Genomic DNA, 20,751 nt, shown 5'->3' with positions numbered 1-20,751 from the left:
TTAATAAAATCTCTTAGTATTGTCTTTCCAGAACTTTAACAATATAAATGCAATCAGCATTCCACCTAAGTGGGCAAGATGGGCAACATTATCGCCTGGCGTCCGGTTAAATTCTGCATACAATTCATACATCGCATAGAAAAATACGAGATATTTTGCTTTAATAGGTATTGGTGGGAAGAGTAGAAAAAGCTCAGTATTCGGAAACAAGAAAGCAAAAGCAAATAAAATCCCGAAGACAGCTCCAGAAGCTCCGATCATGTTACCATTGGTAACTACTCCTTCATATATACTTCTTACGGCTGCAACAGTCTCAGCTTCATAAGCAGGGTTATCATAATAGAGATCTAAAAGCTCCCCACCTCTTGCAACATTTATGAAAGACTTGTTCTCAATAATAAACTGCTCAAAGGCTTCAGGACTTGGATTTACCATATATGCTTCAGCAGCATTTTTCAACGACAGCTTTTCAAATGCATCTGCTGTGCCATATAGTAAGCCCGCACCTATCCCACATATTAAGTAGAATATAAGAAAACGCTTGGAACCCCATACCATTTCAAGCATAGGTGCGAATACCAGGACGGCTATCATGTTACCAACCAAGTGCCACGTACCACCATGAAGCCACATGTAAGTAAGAAACTGATAAGGTGCAAACTCTGAGGAATAGATCACTCTTAAGCCAAACCACTCAGCAAGTGGGAGCCTTAGAAAAGACGTGAGTAGCAGAATTGCTACATTGATAATCAAAATATTCTTTGCTACAGGTGTGAGTCTTCTAAACACTTTTCTATTATTCTAACTTCTAACTATTTCTTAAACCAATCATTTATTTGCTCTAAACTAACCAAAACATAAGTTGGATTTCCATCCGGCGTATAATTTGGTTGTTCGCAGGCAAACAGTCGATCCATCAGATGATCCATCTCCTCTTCCTTTAGCTTATTGCATCTATTGGTCGCTGTTCGTTTTGCCAATGCTCTGGCTAAACTTTCATTCTTTGGAAGGTCTAGTTTCTGAGCATTGAACTTGTATTGCTCTATTAGACCTTCAAATACCTCTTTTTCGTTGCATGGTGCTAGCTCTGATGGTATTCCTTGAATCACAATCATACTTTCGCCCATCTGTTCAAACTCAAAGCCCAACTGATTAATTTCACTTTTAAGCTCCATGGTCAAAGCAAAGTCCGAAGGGTTTAATGCCACCTGCTGCGGAAACATGCATGATTGTGAAGCCCCTGCCCCTGACTGCATTGATTTCTGATATTGCTCAAATAGAATGCGCTCAAAAGCAGAAACTTTATCCAAAACCACCATTCCACTCTTTACTTGTCGAAGCAAATAACGTCCATGAAGATGATATGTTGGTTTTTTCCCATCTACTTCAGCAGATTGGTTGATGGAGCTTGTAAATGTTGTTTGAACCACACGTTCCTTTTCAGCTTCTTCTATGGTTGCTATTTCTTCTTGTGAAGCTGAAGCATACAATTCATTTAACTTCTCAAGCCTCTCTTGATTACTTTCAAGTGACTTGAAGGAACCATAGTCCCTATCTTTTTTGGTAGAAAAGGAAGGATTTTCTCTTTGAATATTCAAATGCTCAAAACTCACATCAGCAGAAAAATCTAATGATGGAGTCACATTAAATGAAGCAAGTGCTTGCCTCACAGCAGAGTTGATCACACCATAGAGCATGCGGTCATCATCAAACTTCACTTCTGTTTTAGTTGGGTGCACATTGATATCCACATGCACAGGATCTATCTCTATGAAGAGCACATAAAACGGGAAGTAATCCTCTTTCAGCAACCCCTGATATGCACGTGTCACCGCATGATTGAGATAGCTGTTTTTTATAAATCTATTATTGATAAAAAAGAATTGTTCACCGCGCGTCTTCTTTGCATTTTCAGGCTTGCCTATATATCCGTTGATTTTCACTAAATCAGTTTCTTCACTGCACGGTACTAACTGCTGCTGATAGTTTTTTCCAAAAAGTTGAACAATGCGTTTACTCAGCTTACCATCATCAAGCTTATGGGTTTCAAGGTCATTTTGAGCCATGGAAAAAGCAATGTTAGGATTGGCTAGCGCCACACGTTGGAATTCATCATTGATGTGACGGAGCTCTACGGGGTTTGATTTTAGGAAATTTCTTCGGGCAGGAACGTTATAAAAGAGGTTCTTTACGCTAATAGAGGTTCCTTGATTGTGAGCAATCGGTTCTTGACTTTTGATCTCAGAGGATTCAATAATCAATTGAGTGCCTAACTCATCTTCTATTTGTCTGGTTTTCAACTCCACCTGTGCAACGGCAGCAATAGAGGCCATAGCTTCTCCACGAAATCCTAATGTACGGATTTTAAAAAGATCCTCAGAGGTTCGAATTTTTGATGTAGCATGCCGTTCAAAACTCATTCTGGCGTCAGTCACACTCATACCAAAACCATTGTCGACCACCTGAATCAGCGATTTGCCAGCATCTTTTACAATTAATTTGATTGAAGTTGCTCCTGCATCTACACTATTTTCTAGCATCTCTTTCACCACAGACGCGGGGCGCTGAACTACCTCTCCAGCAGCTATCTGGTTGGCGATACCGTCAGGCAGTAAGTGAATAATATCACTCATTTGCGTCTCCTCAAAGTTTTAATTCGATAGATCAGATAAATTGGAACTATAACCCAGAGTACATAAAAGAATACTTCGTTTCCGAACTGGAGCCAGCCGAGTACCATAAGGCCAAGTAACGAGGCAATACCAAGCTGTATCATCGATGTTGCAGGGGCAGATTTGGTCTTGCGCTTAAAATTGATTTTGGATGGCTGATAGTTTTCTTCCACATTACCGTCCATTCGTTCTTTAATTCGTGCGGTTCGTTCCTTAATTTCTTCTTTAACTGGATCGTAATACCTCGGTTTTATTCGAAACTGCTGATGTTTTGGTAGACGAAAAAGGGATGGAAATCGCATGAGGTATACTTATTGATCGAATGTTATAATATTGAACACGACATGAATGAAAAATTGTTCAAATTTAATCCTCTCAATTGAGAATGAATCAATTACTTAGATTCGATTTGAATTTGCCGTTTATGAAAGCTATTCATCTGGTACTTGTTTTTATGTGCTCCTCAATTTTTGCAATGGATGCAGAAATCAATGAAGGTGTATGGATTGATGGCAGTTCTTTTTACAAATCAATAAAGCACAAGAAAAAATCTACGATCTACTTTAGTGATTGGTCACCATATGTTGATCAGTTTCTCAAAGATGAAGATTATTATGTGGCGCTACAGCTCAATGTGAGCTTTGACCCTCTTCCAAATGATGGGATAAATCTTCCATCTTTAACCACTGTGGCAGCTATTGCGGATAGAAACCTTAGACACAATTATTATGGTTTTCTGGAGAGTTTTAGTAGAACCAAAGGAGTAAATCATGTGGTATTGCCCGATACCACAAGTCTCACAGCATTAGAGAAAGAAATCATATTGGAAGCTAATAAGCATTCACCCTTATTTTATTTAAACAAGTCTTGTTTGTCGTACACAATTCCTGAGTCTAAGAAGGATTTTGAAAATGAGGTAGTCGATCAACCGACAATCTGGATAACTGAGCAAGACGATAATATGAGTAAGTTGAAAAGATGGAGCAGTAAACTTGTATCAAAGGATATTGCTTCTTTCTACGATCAACTCAAAAAATCTAAGTTAGTAGCTTTTATTCCGGCATACGAGCTTCCAGCGTCTTTATCTGATGCAATCTTTTCATCAAGTGTAATTGCATTTGACCCATATCAACAGTTTCCTCTAAAAGATGAGGTGATCACGTACCTTGGAATGGACCAGAAGTTGAGAAATAGACTTAGGCAATATGTTCAGGTATTGGATTACAGGATTCCTGGAGTGACCTGTGTAGTAGACCGACGGGATTATAATGCTCAGTTAGAAAATGGCGACATTACTCTTCAGTACGGGTTTGCGGAAGATACTGAGACAGCCATTTCTTTGCCGGAGGTTTCAGTTTCAAACGTGGACATATTCATTGCCAAGATGCTGTTTGGCTCACATGAAATGGTGGGTAGAAGCGAGCATCCAAATGCTAGGCAAATAGAAAACCTAAAATACCTGGGGTATAGTGACGCTGAGAGAGAAGGTTTTAATTCAAACCATTTGGTTTGGATAGATTCACTTGCTGCTGATGCAATCAAAAGATATGCCACCCCAGGTATTCAACTGGCGGTGATTAAAAACGGGTCAGTCGTGGCAGAAAAATCGTATGGATTTTTTACTTACGATAGCCTGCGAGCTGTATCAAAGCATACAGTTTATGATATCGCTTCCATAACCAAAGTAATAGCGACACTTCCAGCGATAGCACTTTTAGTAGATCAAGGTAAAATCAATCTGGACGATTCATTGAGTATGCATCTGGATAATTTTAAAAATTCAAACAAATCATCGGTTTCTGTTCGGCAGTTACTCTCACACAATGCGGGCCTTTTGTCTTATGTGCCTTTTTGGAGTATGATGATGGACGGAGATCGTTTGGACGCCTTTTATTATAAAACTCCTGACGATGAAGCGAAAGACATCCGTACCTATGGATTAGAGCCTCATCCAAACATGGTGGATTCTCTAAAGAGCTTCATCGTACAATCGAAACTTATTAAAAACCCTCAAGAATACAGATATAGCGACCTTGGTTTTATGATTCTGCATCTGTTGGTAGAGCATGTTTCAGGTATGCCATTTGAAGAATTTCTGGTATCAAATTTTTATCAGCCAATGGGTTTGACTCAAACAACATTTAACCCGATACAAAAAGGAATTTCTCCTAAAGACATCACGCCAACAGAATACGATGAACGCTACAGAAGCTATCAGGTGTGGGGAGAAGTACATGATCGAAACGCGCTTGTTTTTGGTGGCGTTGCAGGTCATGCTGGCTTATTTTCTACCGCAACAGATTTGGCTAAAATGATGTACATGTTTATGAATAATGGCTATTATGGAGGGAAACAATATCTATCTAAAGCCACCATTGAGCAACTCAATGTGCGTTATTTTACAAACAACAGGAGAGGCTTAGGATGGGACAAAAAAGATGGAAAAAAGGATGCCGCATCATCGATGGCAAGTGATCAAAGTTTTGGCCATACCGGCTTTACTGGCACCATGGTTTGGGCTGATCCGGAAGAGGATTTGATTTATGTTTTTCTTTCGAATCGTATTTATCCAGACGCCAATAATTGGAAATTGATGGAGCTAAATACACGTACTCATATTCACGATGTACTTTATCAATCTCTTGAAAATTTTGAATTGCGAAACTAATTCAGAAGTCTTGGGGTTTAACTCCTCTGAAGAAATAACCTAATAAATGAAGGTAGGAATAGTATGTTATCCCACGTATGGCGGTAGTGGAGTAGTGGCCACTGAACTTGGCAAGGCACTTGCTAAAAAAGGACACAAAATCCATTTTATCACTTATTCTCAACCTACCAGGCTCGATTTCTTCAATCCCAATTTGTACTATCATGAAGTAAGTGTTAAGTCATATCCTCTTTTTCAGTATCCACCATATGAGCTAGCGCTTGCTAGTAGAATGGTCGATGTGGTTTTGAATGAAAAGTTAGACTTATTGCATGTCCACTATGCAGTTCCTCATGCATCTGCTGCCTATATGGCGCAGCAAATTTTGAAGACAAAGGGATACGAAATCCCATTCATTACCACATTGCATGGCACAGACATCACTATTGTTGGAAAAGATGCCACCAATGAGCCAGTTGTTACATTCTCTATAAATAAATCAGATGGCGTTACGGCTGTTTCCGAAGACTTAAAAAATGATACGTTAGAGCACTTTGATATTTCGGTGCCAATCGATGTGATTCCTAACTTTATTGACTTAGAGAGATTTAAAAAGCAACCCAAGGAGCATTTCAAAAAAGCTATTTGCCCGAATGATGAAAAACTGGTTGTCCATACGTCAAATTTTCGCAAAGTAAAGCGCGTAGATGATGTGTTGAAGGTATTCTGTGAAGTGAGAAAGGTCGTTCCATCAAAGCTTCTTTTGATTGGAGATGGACCTGAGCGTCAGAAAATGGAAGACATGGCTAGAGAAATATGTACTGAGGATATCAGATTTTTAGGAAAGCTTGAAGCTGTAGAGGAGGTACTTTCCGTAAGTGATTTATTCCTAATGACTTCCGAAAAAGAAAGCTTTGGATTAGCGGCTTTGGAAGCCATGGCATGCGAGGTGCCGGTCATTTCAACAAATGCAGGTGGGCTTCCCGAGTTGAATCATGAGGGTAAATCTGGTTATGTCTGTAATGTAGGTGATGTGGATGCGATGGTGGAGCGAGCAATTCATATTTTGGATAATAACAATCTAGAGTCCTTTAAAAAAGGTGCCTTGGCTAGAGCTAAAGAATTTGATGTGAACAATATCTTGCCGAGATATGAAGAATATTATCAATCCGTTTTAGAGAAACATAAAAAGTCATTAACAGAGAGTTTGTAAAAAATTAGGGTTTCTTTTCCCTAATTTTGCCTTGAACTAAAATATGCAATGGAATTAAAGAATAAGCCTCACGCTAAAGGAACGAAAAAACTTTTCAAAAACAAGTTCATGGAAAGGCTAACTAGAACCCATATTGCGGTTCCGCTAGTCACATTCACGACCATTTCTGCTATTCTGTTGGTGTATGGCTTTCAGCAATCCTACATGACTGCATTAGGAGCATCACTCTTATTTGTTGGAGGCTTCATGTCATTTACACTGGTAGAATACATGATGCACAGATATGTATTCCATCTAAATCCTAAAACGGAAAAGCAGGAAAAGTTTGCGTATGCTGTTCATGGCGTACATCATGATTATCCAAAAGATAGAGATCGATTAGCTATGCCAATTCCATTGAGCCTCGCTCTTTCTACAGGCTTCTTTTTCTTCTTTCAGTTATTTATGGGAGTCAATGTATTTGCATTTTTGCCAGGCTTCTTAATGGGCTATGCATCTTATTTGTGGGTTCATTACATGGTTCACGCATTCCAGCCTCCTAAGAATTTCTGGAAAGTTTTGTGGGTTCACCATGGCATCCATCATTACAAAGACCCAGGCAATGCCTTCGGAGTATCATCTCCTTTCTGGGATGTAGTATTTAGAACAATGCCAAGGAAATAATCATTTTTCCTTTTCCTTCTTCTTAGCAGCTTTTTTTGCCTCCTTGGCTTTTCTTTTCTCAGGCGAGGCAGGCTCAAGTGTAGCTTTGAACAAAAAATCCCTTGTTCCCCAAAATAAATTGGATATCAATGAAGCGAATATGGGTCTCCTGCCAGGCATAATTTGGTGATTATCTCACGTTAATTTAACGGAAAAAATTCTCAATTCATTGTGTTGATATTTTTTTGAAGCCAAATGAAATAGGTATCATCTACGTTTTATTCTCAGTTTGATGCTTTTCAAATTCTTTCTATTTTATTATTCTTCGCCTTCAGGAAATCATTCCTGTCCTTTTTTAGTTAAGTTAATGCTATGATCGGATATCGATTTACTGAATTCATTCCTGAGAAAAATCCAGAGCAGACCACTTTCGACAATCTGCTTAATATTTTTCTGCAATTAATGGTCATCACCTCAGGTGATGTAAATGAAGCTCTTAGTTGGTTGACTAACCTGGACAGAGAACACAGTATTTCTAATGCAGAGTATGGCATAGGCGATTTCATCGACGATCTAAAGAATAAAGGATACATCGATGATAAGAATGAAAAAGGTGAATTTAGAATTACTGCCAAAAGCGAGCAGGAAATTAGAAAAAGTGCGCTTGAAGAAATTTTTGGGAAGCTGAAAAAGTCTGGAAAAGGAAATCATAAAACCAATTATACAGGCGCCGGAGATGAAATCACTTCAGATTATCGTGAATTTCAATTTGGAGATTCGCTTGAGCAGATAGAAATGACAGAGAGCTTGAGAAATGCTCAAATCAATCATGGACTCAACGATCTGATGTTGACAGAAAATGATCTGGAAATAAGAGAGCGAGAGTACAAAACCCAAACGTCAACAGTTTTGATGATTGACATCAGTCATTCCATGATCTTGTATGGTGAGGATCGAATTACCCCGGCCAAGAAAGTAGCAATGGCATTGGCGGAACTTGTCAAAAGGAAATACCCAAAAGACACACTTGATGTGATCGTCTTCGGAAATGATGCGTGGCAAATAGAGGTTAAAGATTTACCCTACTTGAATGTGGGGCCTTACCATACCAATACTGTAGCAGGATTGCAGCTTGCTATGGATTTGTTGCGGCGTAGAAAGAATAAGAACAAACAAATATTCATGATTACCGACGGTAAGCCCACGTGCTTAAAAGAAGGAATCAAATACTATAAAAACAGTTTTGGGCTAGATCCTAAGATATTGAACAAGACATTGAATCTGGCAGCGCAATGCAGGCGAATCAATGTACCAATCACCACCTTTATGATTGCTTCAGATCCGTACTTGCAAGAGTTTGTCAGGGAATTTACAGAAGTAAACAATGGCAATGCATATTATAGCAGTCTGCAAGGTTTAGGCAATCTCATTTTTGAAGACTACAGAAGAAATCGAAGAAAAAATCTCTAAGGCAATCAGCCATTTATAATAACATTATCAATGAACTATCAAGAGCTATCTGCGAAGCAGAAACTGAAGATTAATACATTAGGAGAGCTTAAAAGCACAGGATATCAAGCGCAATCAATTAAGGAAGAATTGCGGAATAATCTCATCCAAACAAAAAAAGCTGGCAAGCATGTATTTGATGGAATCTGGGGATATGAAGATACTGTCATTCCTGATGTGGAGAGAGCCATACTCTCTAGGCACAATATCAACTTCCTTGGCTTGAGGGGTCAGGCAAAAACCAGGATGGCACGGATGATGACGATGCTACTGGATGAGTATATCCCTGTGGTTAAAGATGCCCCTCTCAATGATGACCCCTTGATTCCGATTTCAAAATTTGCTAGAGATAAGGTAACTGAATTTGGAGACGATACGCCGATTAGCTGGATGAATAGGGATGAACGATACACGGAAAAATTAGCAACACCTGATGTAACCATCGCTGATTTGATTGGAGACGTTGATCCCATCAAAGCAGCCAGCCTGAAACTCCCTTATTCAGACGAACGCGTCATTCATTTTGGCCTGGTACCAAGATCACACAGAGGAATTTTTGTAATCAATGAGTTGCCAGACTTACAAGCTAGAATTCAAGTAGCACTCTTCAACATTTTGCAAGAAGGTGATATTCAGATACGTGGATTTAAACTAAGAATGCCTTTAGATGTTCAGTTTGTCTTTACAGCTAATCCGGAAGACTACACTAATAGGGGTTCTATCGTAACTCCGCTCAAAGATCGTATCGATAGCCAGATAATTACTCATTATCCGGCTTCTATCGAGATTGGTAAAAAGATTACGGATCAGGAGGCCAATCTGACGAATGAACAAGAAGAGGGGATAGAAATCTTTGATCTGGCAAAAGATCTCGTAGAGCAAATTGCAATGGAAGCGCGTGATAGTGAATACGTGGATGCAAAAAGTGGCGTTTCCGCTAGGCTAACTATCTCTGCTTATGAGAACCTGGTGAGTTCCTGTGAGCGTCGCATGCTTTTAAGCGGAGATGAAAAAACCAATGTCAGACTAACGGATTTTATTGGGGTAATACCTGCGATTACCGGAAAGGTTGAATTGGTGTACGAAGGAGAGCAGGAAGGTCCCGGAATTGTAGCAAATAATTTGGTAGGTAAAGCTATTCGATCCCAATTCATCAATTACTTTCCTGACCCTGAAAAAGAACGAAAGAAAGGAAAAGGCAGTCCATATGAACAGCTGAAAGACTGGTTCGAAAAAGGGAATATGGTTGACATGATTTTTGATGCCAACGAAATCGAGTATCGCAAAGAGTTAAAAAATATACCCGGACTTGAGCAACTGGTAGATAAATACCAGAAAACCTCGCACGAAGGGTTTCGATATTTTTTGATGGAATTTGCGTTATTTGGATTAGCTGAATACAGCATGCTCAGTAAACATCAACTTGAGCATGGCATGCAGTTCAAGGATTTATTCACTAGCATGTTCAATTTGCCTGAGTTAGGAGATGAAGAATGATGGAATTTCCATATGGCCACAGCACAGAAGCAATGCACATGAAAAAGTCAAGGAGATACTAAGACTAATTCAAGGTGGAGAATCTCAGTATGTAGAGTTTAAGAAGAAAGCCAATCATCCGGAGAAAATCATTCGTGAGGTAGTTGCTTTTGCAAACTCAAATGGTGGACATCTATTCATTGGCGTCAATGATGATGGCTCATTGGCGGGACTGAAATATCCTGAAGACGATGAATTTGTCCTGACCAAGGCGATTGATGAACTGTGTAGACCTGCTGTTGATTTTACAGTAGAATTGATCCAAGTCCGTGCCGATCTGGAAATATTACATTATCACATAAAAGAAAGTCCGGCAAAGCCTCATTTTGCTTTTTTAGAAAAGAAGCACAGATATGGAAAAGCATTCGTTCGTTCTGCAGATCATTCCATTCAGGCGAGCTATGAAGTAAGGCAGATTTTAAAACAAAGTAAGCAAGCTCATCAACCTATTGTCTTTGAAGATAAGACAAAGGCGCTCTTCAAGTATTTCGAAAGTAATCCTGGAATCACATTATCTGAGTATATGCAACTCACAGGGTTAAATAAAAAGCTTGCTTCTAATAAGTTAATCCAGCTCGCTTTATCCGGTGCTTTAAAAATCGAACCAAAAGAAGGCGGAGATATTTTCATGCCAGCCGAATAATTTTCCTGAAATTCCTTTCTATTCGCTTCTTTTTTTCAGGCGAAACTCCAATATTACGGTCAATCCTTATCGGAACTATAAACCACTACACTCGCATGGCTAAATCCTCCAGGCAGAAGAAAATCTTTGTACTTGATACCTCCGTCATTTTATTTGCTCATGACTCCATTCTTAATTTCGCTGAGCACGATGTTGGGTTACCTATTACAGTTTTAGAGGAACTTGATCAATTCAAAAAAGGAAATGACACTAAGAATTTCGAAGCACGAGAATTTATTCGTTTGCTTGATCGATTAGCAAAAGATCACAGCCTTCAGGATTGGATTCCACTCAATGGTAAAACCAAAGGTTGCTTCAAAGTGATCATGGATTCAGACAGCACAATAGATGCAACTCAGATTTTCAACGACGGAAAAAATGATCATCGAATTCTTAATGCAGCGCTGACAGTAAAAGAGCAAGAGCCAAAACGAAAAGTCATACTCGTTTCGAAGGACATAAACCTACGCTTAAAAGCAAAATCTCTTGAACTTCCAGCAGAAGATTATGAAACTGGGAAAATAAAAAACGTAAACACCCTCACCACAGGGATGACAGAGTTAGAAGACATCAATTCAGAACACATCGATGAGCTTTTCAAAAAGAATGTCATTGATCGCAAGAAGATTTTGATGCGTAAAAAATTTCCAGCTAACAACTATTTTATTCTAAAGAGCGAAAAAAATTCAGTGCTTGGTTACTACAATCCAGCAGTTGATACTGTGGAGAAAGTTGAAAAGCAGATGGTATATGGCATTAAGCCCAAAAACGCAGAACAAACGTTCGCCATGCATGCCATGCTTAATCCAGACATTAAGTTAGTTAGTATCAATGGTGTCGCAGGAACCGGAAAAACATTACTTGCGCTGGCTTCTGCACTGGAGCAAAGAAGAAATTATAAGCAGATTTACCTGGCCAGACCCATCGTGCCTTTAAGTAATAAAGACATAGGGTATTTACCTGGTGATATTAAATCCAAACTCAATCCTTACATGGAGCCGCTTTGGGACAACCTCAAGTTCATCCAGCACCAATTCCGTGAAAACGATAAAGAGTTTACAAGGATAACGGATATGGTAAATCAGGAAAAACTCATGATCACGCCACTTGCTTACATACGAGGTAGAAGTTTGTCTAATATCTTTTTCATTGTAGATGAGGCACAAAACCTGACACCTCATGAGGTGAAAACCATCATTACCAGAGCTGGAGAAAATACCAAGATCATCTTTACCGGAGACATCTATCAGATAGACACTCCGTATTTGGATTCCCAGTCAAACGGGTTGTCTTATTTGATCGATCGAATCAAAGACCATCCAATGTTTGCTCATATTACACTTGAAAAAGGCGAAAGGTCAGAGTTAGCAAACCTGGCAAATGAACTGTTGTAATGCCATATATTGATACAATACAACCTGAGAATGCCGAAGGATCGCTTAAAGAAATTTATGATGATTTAATCAAAAGCCGTGGGAAAATAGCGGAGGTGCACAAGATACAATCGCTAAACCCCAAGTCAATTGTTAATCATATGGATCTGTACATGACCATTATGTTTGGCAAATCGCCATTGAAGCGTGTGCATAGAGAAATGATGGCAGTCATTGTATCCATTGCCAACAAATGTCAATACTGTCAGGTACATCACCTGGAGGCAGTAAAAAACTTTTGGAAAGATGACGACAAGTTGAAAGCATTCCAAGAAGATTTTGAAAGAGCACCTTTAGATACAAAAGAGAAATCCTTATGCCGATTTGCAAAAGAACTGACGGAATCTCCTGGAATGTCAGAAGATGCCGGATTAGTGAATCCTTTAAAGAAAGTTGGATTTACAGATAGAGAAATTTTAGATGCCACGCTCGTAATAGCCTATTTCAATTTTGTAAATCGAATTGTTTTAGGCCTTGGTGTCAATCTGGAAGAAAATCCTGGCGGATACAAGTATGAATAGTGTATCTAAATTCATCCGATTTCGTTAGGTTTAGCTTGTCAAAAACTTCAAATACATGATCAACCTAAAAGACGTAAGCAAATTCATTGAGTCGAAGTACCAGCGAACCTTCATTTTGAAAGGTATAGACCTGGAGATTAAAGAAGATGAATTTGTAAGCATAATGGGACCTTCTGGTTCAGGAAAATCTACATTACTCAACATCATTGGGATGCTTGATAAGCCATCTGAGGGAGAATATTACTTCATGGATGAGCCGGTGCATAAGCTGCGCGAAAAAAGAATCTCAAGAATCCACAAAGAACACATCGGTTTCATCTTCCAGGCCTACCACCTGATTGATGAGTTGACAGTTTATGAAAACATCGAAACGCCACTAATCTATCGTGGAATTAAAGGCAAAGAGCGAGCCAGCATGATAGCTGAGATGCTTGATAGATTCAATATGGTGGCGAAGAAAGACCTCTTCCCAGAGCAACTTTCGGGAGGCCAGCAACAATTGGTTGGTGTGGTAAGAGCGATTATAGGTAAGCCCAAACTCCTTTTGGCGGATGAACCAACAGGGAATCTGCACTCTTCTCAAGGTGAAGAGGTTATGGATATACTTAAACAGCTTCATAAGGAAGGCATGAGTATCATACAGGTTACTCACAATGAAAAATTTGCTGAATATGGTTCGCGAGTCATCCAGTTGGAAGACGGTCGGGTGATGAATTAATAGCAAACTTCAGCGTAAAAGTTGGTTGTTAAAATGTCTATATTTGGATTTATAGAAGATTAATTTTAACAAAATCAACCTTTACCATGAATATGCCAGAATATGTAAGAAGCTTCATTGATTCTATTAATGAATCATTGCCCGGAGTTTTAGGAGCAGTTATAGTCTTCATTGTTGGATGGCTGCTTGCGTTACTTGTCAGGAGAATTGTACATGGGCTCATGAAGAAAACCGAATGGGATGAGCGCCTTTTAGGAAATACAATTGTTGACACAAATAAATTTATCGCGAATTTTGTTTACTACATTTTACTCTTCATCATTCTCTTAATAGTTCTCGAAATGCTGGGAGTCAGTTATGTGCTGGATCCAATCAAAGGGATGTATTCAGGGTTCATTGAGTTTATACCTAAAATAATTGTCAGCATAATTACCTTCTTTGTTGGGTATGTAGTAGCCAAATTTGTCTCCAATTTGGTTAAAATGGCTGGTAGTGTTATAGATCGACTGGCTAATAAGATTGGTTTTAAAGAAACAGAAAAGCTTGTTTACTTTATCCAACAAATTGTTTTCTTCATTATTCTCATCCCGATAGCAATTCAAGGACTTAACGCACTGGATTTAGACGCTATAACAACCCCTGCAAATAATGTTCTTCACGTAATGCTTGATTCGGTTCCAAATATCATAGGCGCCATATTGATAATTACTATTTTTGTTCTCGGGGGACGATTTATTACATCCTTTGTCAAGGATCTTCTTGCCAACGTGGGCATAGATAAATTAATCGAACAATTACAACTCAAGACTGTTCTTGGAAAGCAAAAACTATCATCTATAGTTTCCAGTATCCTTTTCTTCTTCATTGTGTTTTTTGGAGTGATATCCGGTGTAGAGATGTTAGGGCTTGATCGTCTGGCGGAAGTGCTTCACACCATCTTGAATCTATCAGGGAATGTGTTGTTCGGGTTAATCATTCTGGTGATGGGTAACTTCTTAAGCTCCATCATTTACAAGTCCATGAGTGCCTCAGAAAACAACGCTTTTGTAGCGGGAATAGCACGAGTTGCCATTGTAGGACTTTTCTTAGCGATTGCTTTGAGAACCATGGGTATTGCAAATAGCATTGTTGAGCTGGCATTTGGACTCACTCTCGGAGCAATAGCAGTTGCAGTAGCGCTTTCTTACGGACTGGGAGGTCGAGAAGCTGCTGGTAAACACATGGAGCAAATCCTCAAGAAATTTCAGAACAAAAAATAAGATCGATTAGGAGTAAAAAAGAAAGCCCCGATGAAGATACATCGGGGCTTTTATATTATTCGGAGAAGCAGGATATCAGAATGGGTTCATACTTTTTACCAAATTTGGCAAAGCACCATTCCCTCAATTCATACACTTCGTCCGGAATTAGCGCCTTGATAGCTTTCCTAAGCTCCTTCTCGAAAAGCCGCCTATCAAAGCTTACTTTCGATAAAATAGTTTTGAAGTACTCTAGCATGTGAATAATTGTTAATGACCAAACCCACACCTTAAATTTGGCGTTTGGTTTAGCGAATGATTAATTATAACATTTAGTTTGAGTAAAAATTTGCGGCTGTATGAAATGCGTCTTTATAATTTGACTCATTTCAAAGATGCATTGAAATTACAATACACATGAGATTAACGAACAAGTTTTGGATAGGTTGTGCAGTCATCTTAATATCTGCAACAAATATTTTTTCTCAGGAAGTGTCAGTCAATTTGGGTAATAATGAGATAGGGATCAATCAATACTTTACCGTAACTATTCAAGTAGAAAATGACAGGCTAAAACAATACAGTGACTTCCCATCAATTGAAGGATTTATCAAAAGAGGTACATCTTCATCTACCACCACAAACTACGTGAATGGTAAGATGTCATCCACGCAAAGTTTGACCCAAAACTATCAGGCAACTGAAAAAGGAACTTTCTTACTCGAGCCATTTTTCATGACAATAAATGGTAAAGAAGTAAAATCGGAAGCAACCCAAATTGTCGTTGGTGATGCAGTACAGCGACAAGGAAGGGCAGGTCGTTCTACGCGGGATCCATTCGAGGAATTTTTTGGTCGGAGCTCTGAACCAGACGAATTTGTAGACATCAAAGCCGATGCATTTGTTGCTCTTACACTAGATAAGGATGAAGTATATGTTGGCGAAGGTTTTACGGCCACATTAGCATTTTATGTAGCAGAGTCTAATCGAGCAGAAATGCGATTTTACGATTTAGCCAATCAGATTACCGAAATAGTAAAAACTGTTAAACCACCAAGCTGCTGGGAGGAGAATTTTAGCATTGATCAAATTTCCGGCGACCCGGTTACCATTAGCGGAAGAAACTACACACGATACAAGATCTATCAAACAGCCTACTATCCGCTCACACAACAGGACATAGAATTTCAATCGATTGGATTGAAGATGATCAAATACAAGGTTGCGAAAAATCCATCATTCTTTGGAAGAAATAGACAAGAAGATTATGAGACGTTTTATTCCAAAGAAAAGAAGGTAAAAGTAAAAGAACTTCCACCTCACCCACTTAGAGATCAAGTAGCTGTTGGAGACTACCAGCTAGAAGAAGAAATAAGTTCCGTCGAACTAAATACAGGGCAAAGCTTTACCTACAAATTTAACATTGCTGGTGAAGGAAATGTAACAGCTATCGAACCACCAAAGCCTGAAACAGAAAGTGATTTTGACTTTTATGCGCCAAATGTAACTCAGCAAGTAAATAGAGCAGGAGGAAAAGTACGAGGAGTAAAAGCTTACGATTTTTACGCAATTCCAAATGAGCCTGGAGAGTATAATTTATCCGATTACTTTTCGTGGATTTTCTTTAATCCTGAAGCAGAAACTTACGATACATTAAGATCAGATTATACGATATCTGTAAAAGGTGAAAGTAGAAAAAACCTGTCCATCGCTTCGAACGATTTAGGTGATTTTTATGATCAGATTGTAAAAGCGGATAATGATTTAAAGCCAATTGATGGGAATGATTGGGTTACCATCATAGTTAATATCTTTATTGCTTTAACATTGGGATTTACAGCCTATTTGCTGTTTAGAAAAACGGCATAAGTACATGAGCAATACATTTGGTAATATTTTTAAAATCACCTCATTTGGTGAATCGCATGGACCTGGAGTAGGTGTTACCATTGATGGTTGTCCTGCTGAAATCGAGTTGGATGAGCAGTTTATCCAATCCGAACTGGATCGACGCAAGCCCGGTCAGTCTCGCATTACTACTCAAAGGAAAGAAGCAGATGGTTTTGAATTTTTCTCCGGAGTTTTTGAGGGAAAGTCAACAGGTGCCCCGATTACGATTCTCATTAAAAATCAAGACCAAAAAAGTAAAGATTACGATCACATCAAAGACGTATACCGACCATCTCATGCTGACTTTACCTACCAGGAAAAGTACGGTATCCGCGACTACCGTGGGGGTGGAAGAAGTTCAGCGCGAATCACTGCTGGATGGGTAGCCGCAGGAGCAGTAGCTAAAATGATATTGAAACAGCTTGGAGTCAACTGCCAGGCTTATGTTTCACAAGTTGGAGACTTGAGGTTATCAAAATCATACAAAGAGCTTGACCTTTCCAATACAGAGTCAAATGATGTGAGATGCCCAGACAATGAGCTAGCGCAACAAATGTTTGAATTAATTGATCAAACGAGAAAGGAAAGGGATACAATTGGAGGTGTGGTTACAGGTGTGATTTCTAATGTGCCTGTAGGACTTGGTGAACCCTTATTTAGTAAACTTAATGCAGCGATAGGACACGCTATGTTATCCATCAATGCCGTCAAAGGATTTGAGTTGGGAAGCGGTTTTAAGGGAGTAAAAATGAGAGGTTCGGCACATAATGATTCCATTGAGAATCAAGGAGGTAAGATTCAAACCACAACTAATCATTCTGGAGGGATACAAGGAGGGATATCCAATGGAGAAGACATTTACTTCAATGTTGCATTTAAGCCTGTTGCTACCATCATGCAAGATCAAGCAAGCATTGATAAAGAAGGAAAGTCAGCAACTGTAAAAGGAAAGGGACGTCACGACCCTTGCGTAGTACCACGCGCAGTACCAATTGTGGAGGCAATGTCGGCAATCGTCATGGCAGATTTCTATTTATTAGCTCAAACCAATAAATTGCGAGGCTGAACAAACAATAGTTTTTACTTGAACCCAACATTTCCAAATGATTAAAAGGCTTCCCCTCCACACCAAAATCTTGATAGGAATGGCATTGGGGCTTGGATTTGGCATGCTCTGCATCCAGTTTCCAGCCATGTCAGGATTTACCATCGACTACATCAAACCAATCGGAACCATATTCATTCGAGGCTTAAAAATGATAGCAGTACCATTGGTATTGGCTTCATTGATCATTGGTGTGGCAAACATCGGAGATATCTCTAAACTCACAAGAATGGGAGGTAAGACACTATTGATATTTATCGTCACTACCATTATTTCAATAACTATTGGACTTTCAATTGTTGCAATTGTAAAGCCGGGACATAAACTACCAGAAGCCACACGTACGAATCTCATGGAGCTTTACAACTCCAATGCTGCAGGGAAGATTGATTTTGCAGAACAGGTAAAATCGAGAGGACCCCTTCAACCATTGGTAGATATGGTGCCTGATAACATTTTCATGGCAACAACCAATAATGGTGCGATGCTCCAGGTTGTTTTCTTCGCAATCATTATTGGGATCGCAATGCTAAGAGTTCCTAAGGAAAAGAGTACTCCTGTCATTGCCTTTTTCGACGGTCTAAATGATGTCATCATAAAGGTGGTTGAATTCATAATGCTCATTGCACCTTATGGTGTTTTTGGACTGATAGCGTCATTGATGATAGAAATAGCCGGTGATGATCCAACTAAAGCATGGGAGCTTCTTTATGCGCTTCTTTGGTATTCATTGACCGTGATTGGAGGCATGCTTATCATGATGGTGGTAATCTATCCACTTCTGTTAAGGTCTTTTACGAAGATTAATGTCCTAGACTTTTTTAAAGGAATGAGGCCAGCAATGCTGCTTGGATTCAGTACAAGCTCGAGTACAGCAACACTTCCAGTGACTATGGAACGAGTGGAGAAACACCTCGGAGTTTCAGAAGAGGTCAGTAGCTTCGTCTTACCACTCGGAGCAACTATTAACATGAATGGCACAAGCCTTTATCAGGGTGTGTCTGCTGTCTTTATAGCTCAGGCATTAGGGCTGGACCTGTCTCTCAGCTCTCAATTGATGATCGTGCTTACAGCGACGTTGGCAGCAGTAGGAACCGCTGGAGTTCCTGGAGCAGGACTTGTAATGCTTGTAATTGTTTTGGAAGCTGTAGGTATTCCGGCGGCAGGAATCGCACTTATCATGGCACCAGAAAGAATTTTAGACATGGTTCGTACCATGATAAATATCAGTGGGGATGCAGCAGTTTCTGTTGTTGTAGCTTCGACAGAAAATGCGATTGATGAAGAAGTGCTGAAGGAGCACGTTAATGACTAAGAACTCAATGAAAAAAATACCTTTACATACCAAAATTGTAATCGGACTAGTGCTCGGCACTATTTGGGCGTTTGCGTCTAGCTATCTCGGGTGGAATGAGTTTACAATTGATTGGATCAATCCTTTTGGAACCATATTTATTCGGTTGCTGAAGTTTATTGCAGTTCCATTGGTACTTTTCTCTATAATCAATGGCATTTCTGGGTTGAGTGATGTGTCTAGCTTAGGTCGGCTGGGTGCGAAAACTGTCTCAGCTTACATGATCACAACCTTTTTAGCAATTGGTGTGGGGCTTCTTTTTGTTAATGTTATCAAACCAGGGTCGCATGTCGATGAAACACAAAGGATAAAGAATAGACTCTCCTACGAAATTTGGCTACAAGACAATAACATGGGCCTTTCTCAAGATGGTCAATCATTCTTGTCAGACCCTAAATACAGCCAATACCTGACAAATGCGCAAGCAGAACGTGAAATGTCTGAAAAAGAGCGCCAGGATCTTGAAGATAAAATGGCAAAGGCTGAGCAAACAAAAGAAAGCTCTCCGCTACAGTTTGTCGTAGATATGGTGCCAGAAAACATCATTCTTTCGATTTCTAATAACCAATTAATGCTTCAGGTGATTTTCTTCGCAATCTTCTTTGGAGTGACTATCATTTTGCTTCCAAAAGATACAGTTGCGCCTGTGATAGCATTCGTAGAAAGTGTGAACGCTGTCTTTCTTAAAATGGTAGACATAGTAATGAAGGCAGCTCCATTTTTTGTATTTGCATTGCTTGCTGGAGTAGTTGCCAAAATGGCTGATACACCTGCTGAGGTTTTCGAGATATTTCTTGGATTGGGCTCTTATTCGCTCACACTTTTAGGAGGTTTGTTCTTTGTTGTTTTCATATTATATCCAATGATTTTGAAATTATTGGTGTCAGGATTTTCTTATAAGGAGTTCTTTAAGAAGATGAGTCCTGCGCAGTTTCTAGCATTCTCTACAAGCTCAAGTGCTGCTACACTTCCTGTGACAATGGAATGTGTGGAAAAAGGGATGGGAGTTCCTAAAAAGATTTCAAGCTTCGTTTTACCAATCGGAGCTACCGTAAACATGGATGGCACAAGCCTGCATCAGGCAGTAGCAGTAATTTTTATGGCACAATTACATTTTATTGATCTTACAATAGGTCAACAGCTAACGATAGTTCTAACAGCCTCATTGGCTTCCATTGGTGCAGCTGCAGTTCCAAGTGCTGGGTTGATTATGATGATAGTAGTCCTACAATCTGTGGGCTTAAATCCGGCATGGGTTGCTATAATTTTCCCGGTAGACAGATTTTTGGATATGTGTAGAACGGTTGTCAATGTGACTGGTGATGCCACTGTAGCTACTCTTATTGCAAAATCAGAAGGTGAATTGACTCCCCAAGAGAGTTAGGCACCCAAAATTAAGCGTAGCATAAACATCAATCCGAAACCCATCAGTGTTAAAACTGTCAGGAATACACTTATTAAGTTTTTCTTTGTGTACATGATTCCTTATTTGTAATTAATGGTACATAAGGCTATTCAGGCATGCAAAAAAATTCGACAATCGGTTTTTTATGTCTTTAAACTTCCAGATTTTTCGATTTGATGTTAAGTA

Annotated in this window: 19 protein-coding genes; 14 read left to right on the top strand and 5 right to left on the bottom strand. The window is 39.3% G+C overall.

From position 1 onward, the window contains the following. The 3 genes from ABJG98_RS18770 to ABJG98_RS18760 are packed head-to-tail and all read right to left on the bottom strand — an operon-like array spanning position 1 to position 2,974. Positions 1–789: a rhomboid family intramembrane serine protease gene (locus tag ABJG98_RS18770; protein WP_348281094.1), complete on the bottom strand. Its 789-nt coding sequence runs from the start codon at positions 787–789 to the stop codon at positions 1–3. Positions 790–812: 23 nt separating this feature from the next. Beyond that, positions 813–2,633: a DNA mismatch repair endonuclease MutL gene (gene mutL, locus ABJG98_RS18765; RefSeq protein ID WP_348281093.1), complete on the bottom strand. Its 1,821-nt coding sequence runs from the start codon at positions 2,631–2,633 to the stop codon at positions 813–815. Continuing rightward, on the bottom strand, positions 2,630–2,974 hold the full coding sequence (locus ABJG98_RS18760; RefSeq protein ID WP_348281092.1) for a hypothetical protein: 345 nt from the start codon (positions 2,972–2,974) through the stop codon (positions 2,630–2,632). Before ABJG98_RS18760 ends, mutL begins: the two co-directional genes overlap by 4 nt. A gap of 122 nt (positions 2,975–3,096) precedes the next feature. Between ABJG98_RS18760 and ABJG98_RS18755 the strand changes: the two genes are divergently transcribed. From ABJG98_RS18755 to ABJG98_RS18745, 3 genes are all read left to right on the top strand, one after another. Beyond that, the gene (locus ABJG98_RS18755) at positions 3,097–5,340 is read left to right on the top strand and encodes a serine hydrolase (RefSeq protein ID WP_348281091.1); all 2,244 of its coding nucleotides are present in this window, start codon (positions 3,097–3,099) and stop codon (positions 5,338–5,340) included. 46 nt (positions 5,341–5,386) lie between these two features. After that, positions 5,387–6,532 (top strand): N-acetyl-alpha-D-glucosaminyl L-malate synthase BshA, encoded by a 1,146-nt coding sequence (gene bshA / locus ABJG98_RS18750; protein ID WP_348281090.1) that lies wholly within the window; start codon positions 5,387–5,389, stop codon positions 6,530–6,532. Positions 6,533–6,640: 108 nt separating this feature from the next. Next, the gene (locus ABJG98_RS18745; RefSeq protein WP_348281089.1) at positions 6,641–7,195 is read left to right on the top strand and encodes a sterol desaturase family protein; all 555 of its coding nucleotides are present in this window, start codon (positions 6,641–6,643) and stop codon (positions 7,193–7,195) included. On the opposite strand, the gene ABJG98_RS18740 is transcribed toward ABJG98_RS18745, so the two are convergent. Beyond that, complete coding sequence (locus tag ABJG98_RS18740) at positions 7,196–7,354, bottom strand: hypothetical protein (protein ID WP_348281088.1); 159 nt, start codon at positions 7,352–7,354, stop codon at positions 7,196–7,198. Positions 7,355–7,546: 192 nt separating this feature from the next. Here ABJG98_RS18740 and ABJG98_RS18735 point away from each other — a divergent pair, with 192 nt between their 5' ends. The 7 genes from ABJG98_RS18735 (at position 7,547) to ABJG98_RS18705 (ending at position 14,832) form a co-directional block, all read left to right on the top strand. Then, positions 7,547–8,644: a VWA domain-containing protein gene (locus tag ABJG98_RS18735; RefSeq protein ID WP_348281087.1), complete on the top strand. Its 1,098-nt coding sequence runs from the start codon at positions 7,547–7,549 to the stop codon at positions 8,642–8,644. 30 nt (positions 8,645–8,674) lie between these two features. Continuing rightward, on the top strand, positions 8,675–10,180 hold the full coding sequence (locus ABJG98_RS18730) for a sigma 54-interacting transcriptional regulator (protein WP_348281086.1): 1,506 nt from the start codon (positions 8,675–8,677) through the stop codon (positions 10,178–10,180). Further along, positions 10,170–10,862: an ATP-binding protein gene (locus tag ABJG98_RS18725; RefSeq protein ID WP_348281085.1), complete on the top strand. Its 693-nt coding sequence runs from the start codon at positions 10,170–10,172 to the stop codon at positions 10,860–10,862. Before ABJG98_RS18730 ends, ABJG98_RS18725 begins: the two co-directional genes overlap by 11 nt. A 95-nt stretch (positions 10,863–10,957) precedes the next feature. Then, positions 10,958–12,295 (top strand): PhoH family protein, encoded by a 1,338-nt coding sequence (locus ABJG98_RS18720; protein WP_348281084.1) that lies wholly within the window; start codon positions 10,958–10,960, stop codon positions 12,293–12,295. Further along, positions 12,295–12,855: a peroxidase-related enzyme gene (locus ABJG98_RS18715; protein WP_348281083.1), complete on the top strand. Its 561-nt coding sequence runs from the start codon at positions 12,295–12,297 to the stop codon at positions 12,853–12,855. Before ABJG98_RS18720 ends, ABJG98_RS18715 begins: the two co-directional genes overlap by 1 nt. A gap of 55 nt (positions 12,856–12,910) precedes the next feature. Continuing rightward, a complete protein-coding gene (locus ABJG98_RS18710) occupies positions 12,911–13,573 on the top strand; it encodes an ABC transporter ATP-binding protein (RefSeq protein ID WP_348281082.1) in 663 nt (220 codons plus the stop codon). Between the two features lie 92 nt (positions 13,574–13,665). After that, positions 13,666–14,832: a mechanosensitive ion channel gene (locus ABJG98_RS18705; RefSeq protein ID WP_348281081.1), complete on the top strand. Its 1,167-nt coding sequence runs from the start codon at positions 13,666–13,668 to the stop codon at positions 14,830–14,832. A gap of 55 nt (positions 14,833–14,887) precedes the next feature. On the opposite strand, the gene ABJG98_RS18700 is transcribed toward ABJG98_RS18705, so the two are convergent. Continuing rightward, entirely contained in the window at positions 14,888–15,070 is a 183-nt protein-coding gene (locus tag ABJG98_RS18700; RefSeq protein WP_348281080.1) for a hypothetical protein, read from the bottom strand. 158 nt (positions 15,071–15,228) lie between these two features. Between ABJG98_RS18700 and ABJG98_RS18695 the strand changes: the two genes are divergently transcribed. Genes ABJG98_RS18695 through ABJG98_RS18680 form a run of 4 tightly spaced genes read left to right on the top strand, consistent with a single transcriptional unit; the run spans position 15,229 to position 20,544 of the window. Next, positions 15,229–16,680, top strand: a complete 1,452-nt coding sequence (locus tag ABJG98_RS18695; RefSeq protein WP_348281079.1) for a BatD family protein — start codon at positions 15,229–15,231, stop codon at positions 16,678–16,680. 4 nt (positions 16,681–16,684) lie between these two features. Continuing rightward, entirely contained in the window at positions 16,685–17,767 is a 1,083-nt protein-coding gene (gene aroC, locus ABJG98_RS18690; RefSeq protein ID WP_348281078.1) for a chorismate synthase, read from the top strand. 37 nt (positions 17,768–17,804) lie between these two features. Continuing rightward, entirely contained in the window at positions 17,805–19,121 is a 1,317-nt protein-coding gene (locus ABJG98_RS18685; protein WP_348281077.1) for a dicarboxylate/amino acid:cation symporter, read from the top strand. 7 nt (positions 19,122–19,128) lie between these two features. After that, on the top strand, positions 19,129–20,544 hold the full coding sequence (locus ABJG98_RS18680) for a dicarboxylate/amino acid:cation symporter (protein WP_348281076.1): 1,416 nt from the start codon (positions 19,129–19,131) through the stop codon (positions 20,542–20,544). Positions 20,545–20,751: the final 207 nt, after the last annotated feature.

Origin of the sequence: Ekhidna sp. (assembly GCF_039960695.1) — a bacterium.
Lineage (GTDB): Bacteria > Bacteroidota > Bacteroidia > Cytophagales > Cyclobacteriaceae > Ekhidna.
This window is presented reverse-complemented; position numbering and strand designations above follow the sequence as displayed.

Excerpts from the sequence above, each read along its gene's own strand:
- mutL (WP_348281093.1), bottom strand. The coding sequence starts at position 2,633 with ATGAGTGATATTATTCACTTACTGCCTGACGGTATCGCCAACCAGATA.
- ABJG98_RS18760 (WP_348281092.1), bottom strand. The coding sequence starts at position 2,974 with ATGCGATTTCCATCCCTTTTTCGTCTACCAAAACATCAGCAGTTTCGA.
- ABJG98_RS18755 (WP_348281091.1), top strand. The coding sequence starts at position 3,097 with ATGAAAGCTATTCATCTGGTACTTGTTTTTATGTGCTCCTCAATTTTT.
- bshA (WP_348281090.1), top strand. The coding sequence starts at position 5,387 with ATGAAGGTAGGAATAGTATGTTATCCCACGTATGGCGGTAGTGGAGTA.
- ABJG98_RS18745 (WP_348281089.1), top strand. The coding sequence starts at position 6,641 with ATGGAAAGGCTAACTAGAACCCATATTGCGGTTCCGCTAGTCACATTC.
- ABJG98_RS18740 (WP_348281088.1), bottom strand. The coding sequence starts at position 7,354 with ATGCCTGGCAGGAGACCCATATTCGCTTCATTGATATCCAATTTATTT.
- ABJG98_RS18735 (WP_348281087.1), top strand. The coding sequence starts at position 7,547 with ATGATCGGATATCGATTTACTGAATTCATTCCTGAGAAAAATCCAGAG.
- ABJG98_RS18730 (WP_348281086.1), top strand. The coding sequence starts at position 8,675 with ATGAACTATCAAGAGCTATCTGCGAAGCAGAAACTGAAGATTAATACA.
- ABJG98_RS18725 (WP_348281085.1), top strand. The coding sequence starts at position 10,170 with ATGAAGAATGATGGAATTTCCATATGGCCACAGCACAGAAGCAATGCA.
- ABJG98_RS18720 (WP_348281084.1), top strand. The coding sequence starts at position 10,958 with ATGGCTAAATCCTCCAGGCAGAAGAAAATCTTTGTACTTGATACCTCC.
- ABJG98_RS18715 (WP_348281083.1), top strand. The coding sequence starts at position 12,295 with ATGCCATATATTGATACAATACAACCTGAGAATGCCGAAGGATCGCTT.
- ABJG98_RS18710 (WP_348281082.1), top strand. The coding sequence starts at position 12,911 with ATGATCAACCTAAAAGACGTAAGCAAATTCATTGAGTCGAAGTACCAG.
- ABJG98_RS18705 (WP_348281081.1), top strand. The coding sequence starts at position 13,666 with ATGCCAGAATATGTAAGAAGCTTCATTGATTCTATTAATGAATCATTG.
- ABJG98_RS18700 (WP_348281080.1), bottom strand. The coding sequence starts at position 15,070 with ATGCTAGAGTACTTCAAAACTATTTTATCGAAAGTAAGCTTTGATAGG.
- ABJG98_RS18695 (WP_348281079.1), top strand. The coding sequence starts at position 15,229 with ATGAGATTAACGAACAAGTTTTGGATAGGTTGTGCAGTCATCTTAATA.
- aroC (WP_348281078.1), top strand. The coding sequence starts at position 16,685 with ATGAGCAATACATTTGGTAATATTTTTAAAATCACCTCATTTGGTGAA.
- ABJG98_RS18685 (WP_348281077.1), top strand. The coding sequence starts at position 17,805 with ATGATTAAAAGGCTTCCCCTCCACACCAAAATCTTGATAGGAATGGCA.
- ABJG98_RS18680 (WP_348281076.1), top strand. The coding sequence starts at position 19,129 with ATGAAAAAAATACCTTTACATACCAAAATTGTAATCGGACTAGTGCTC.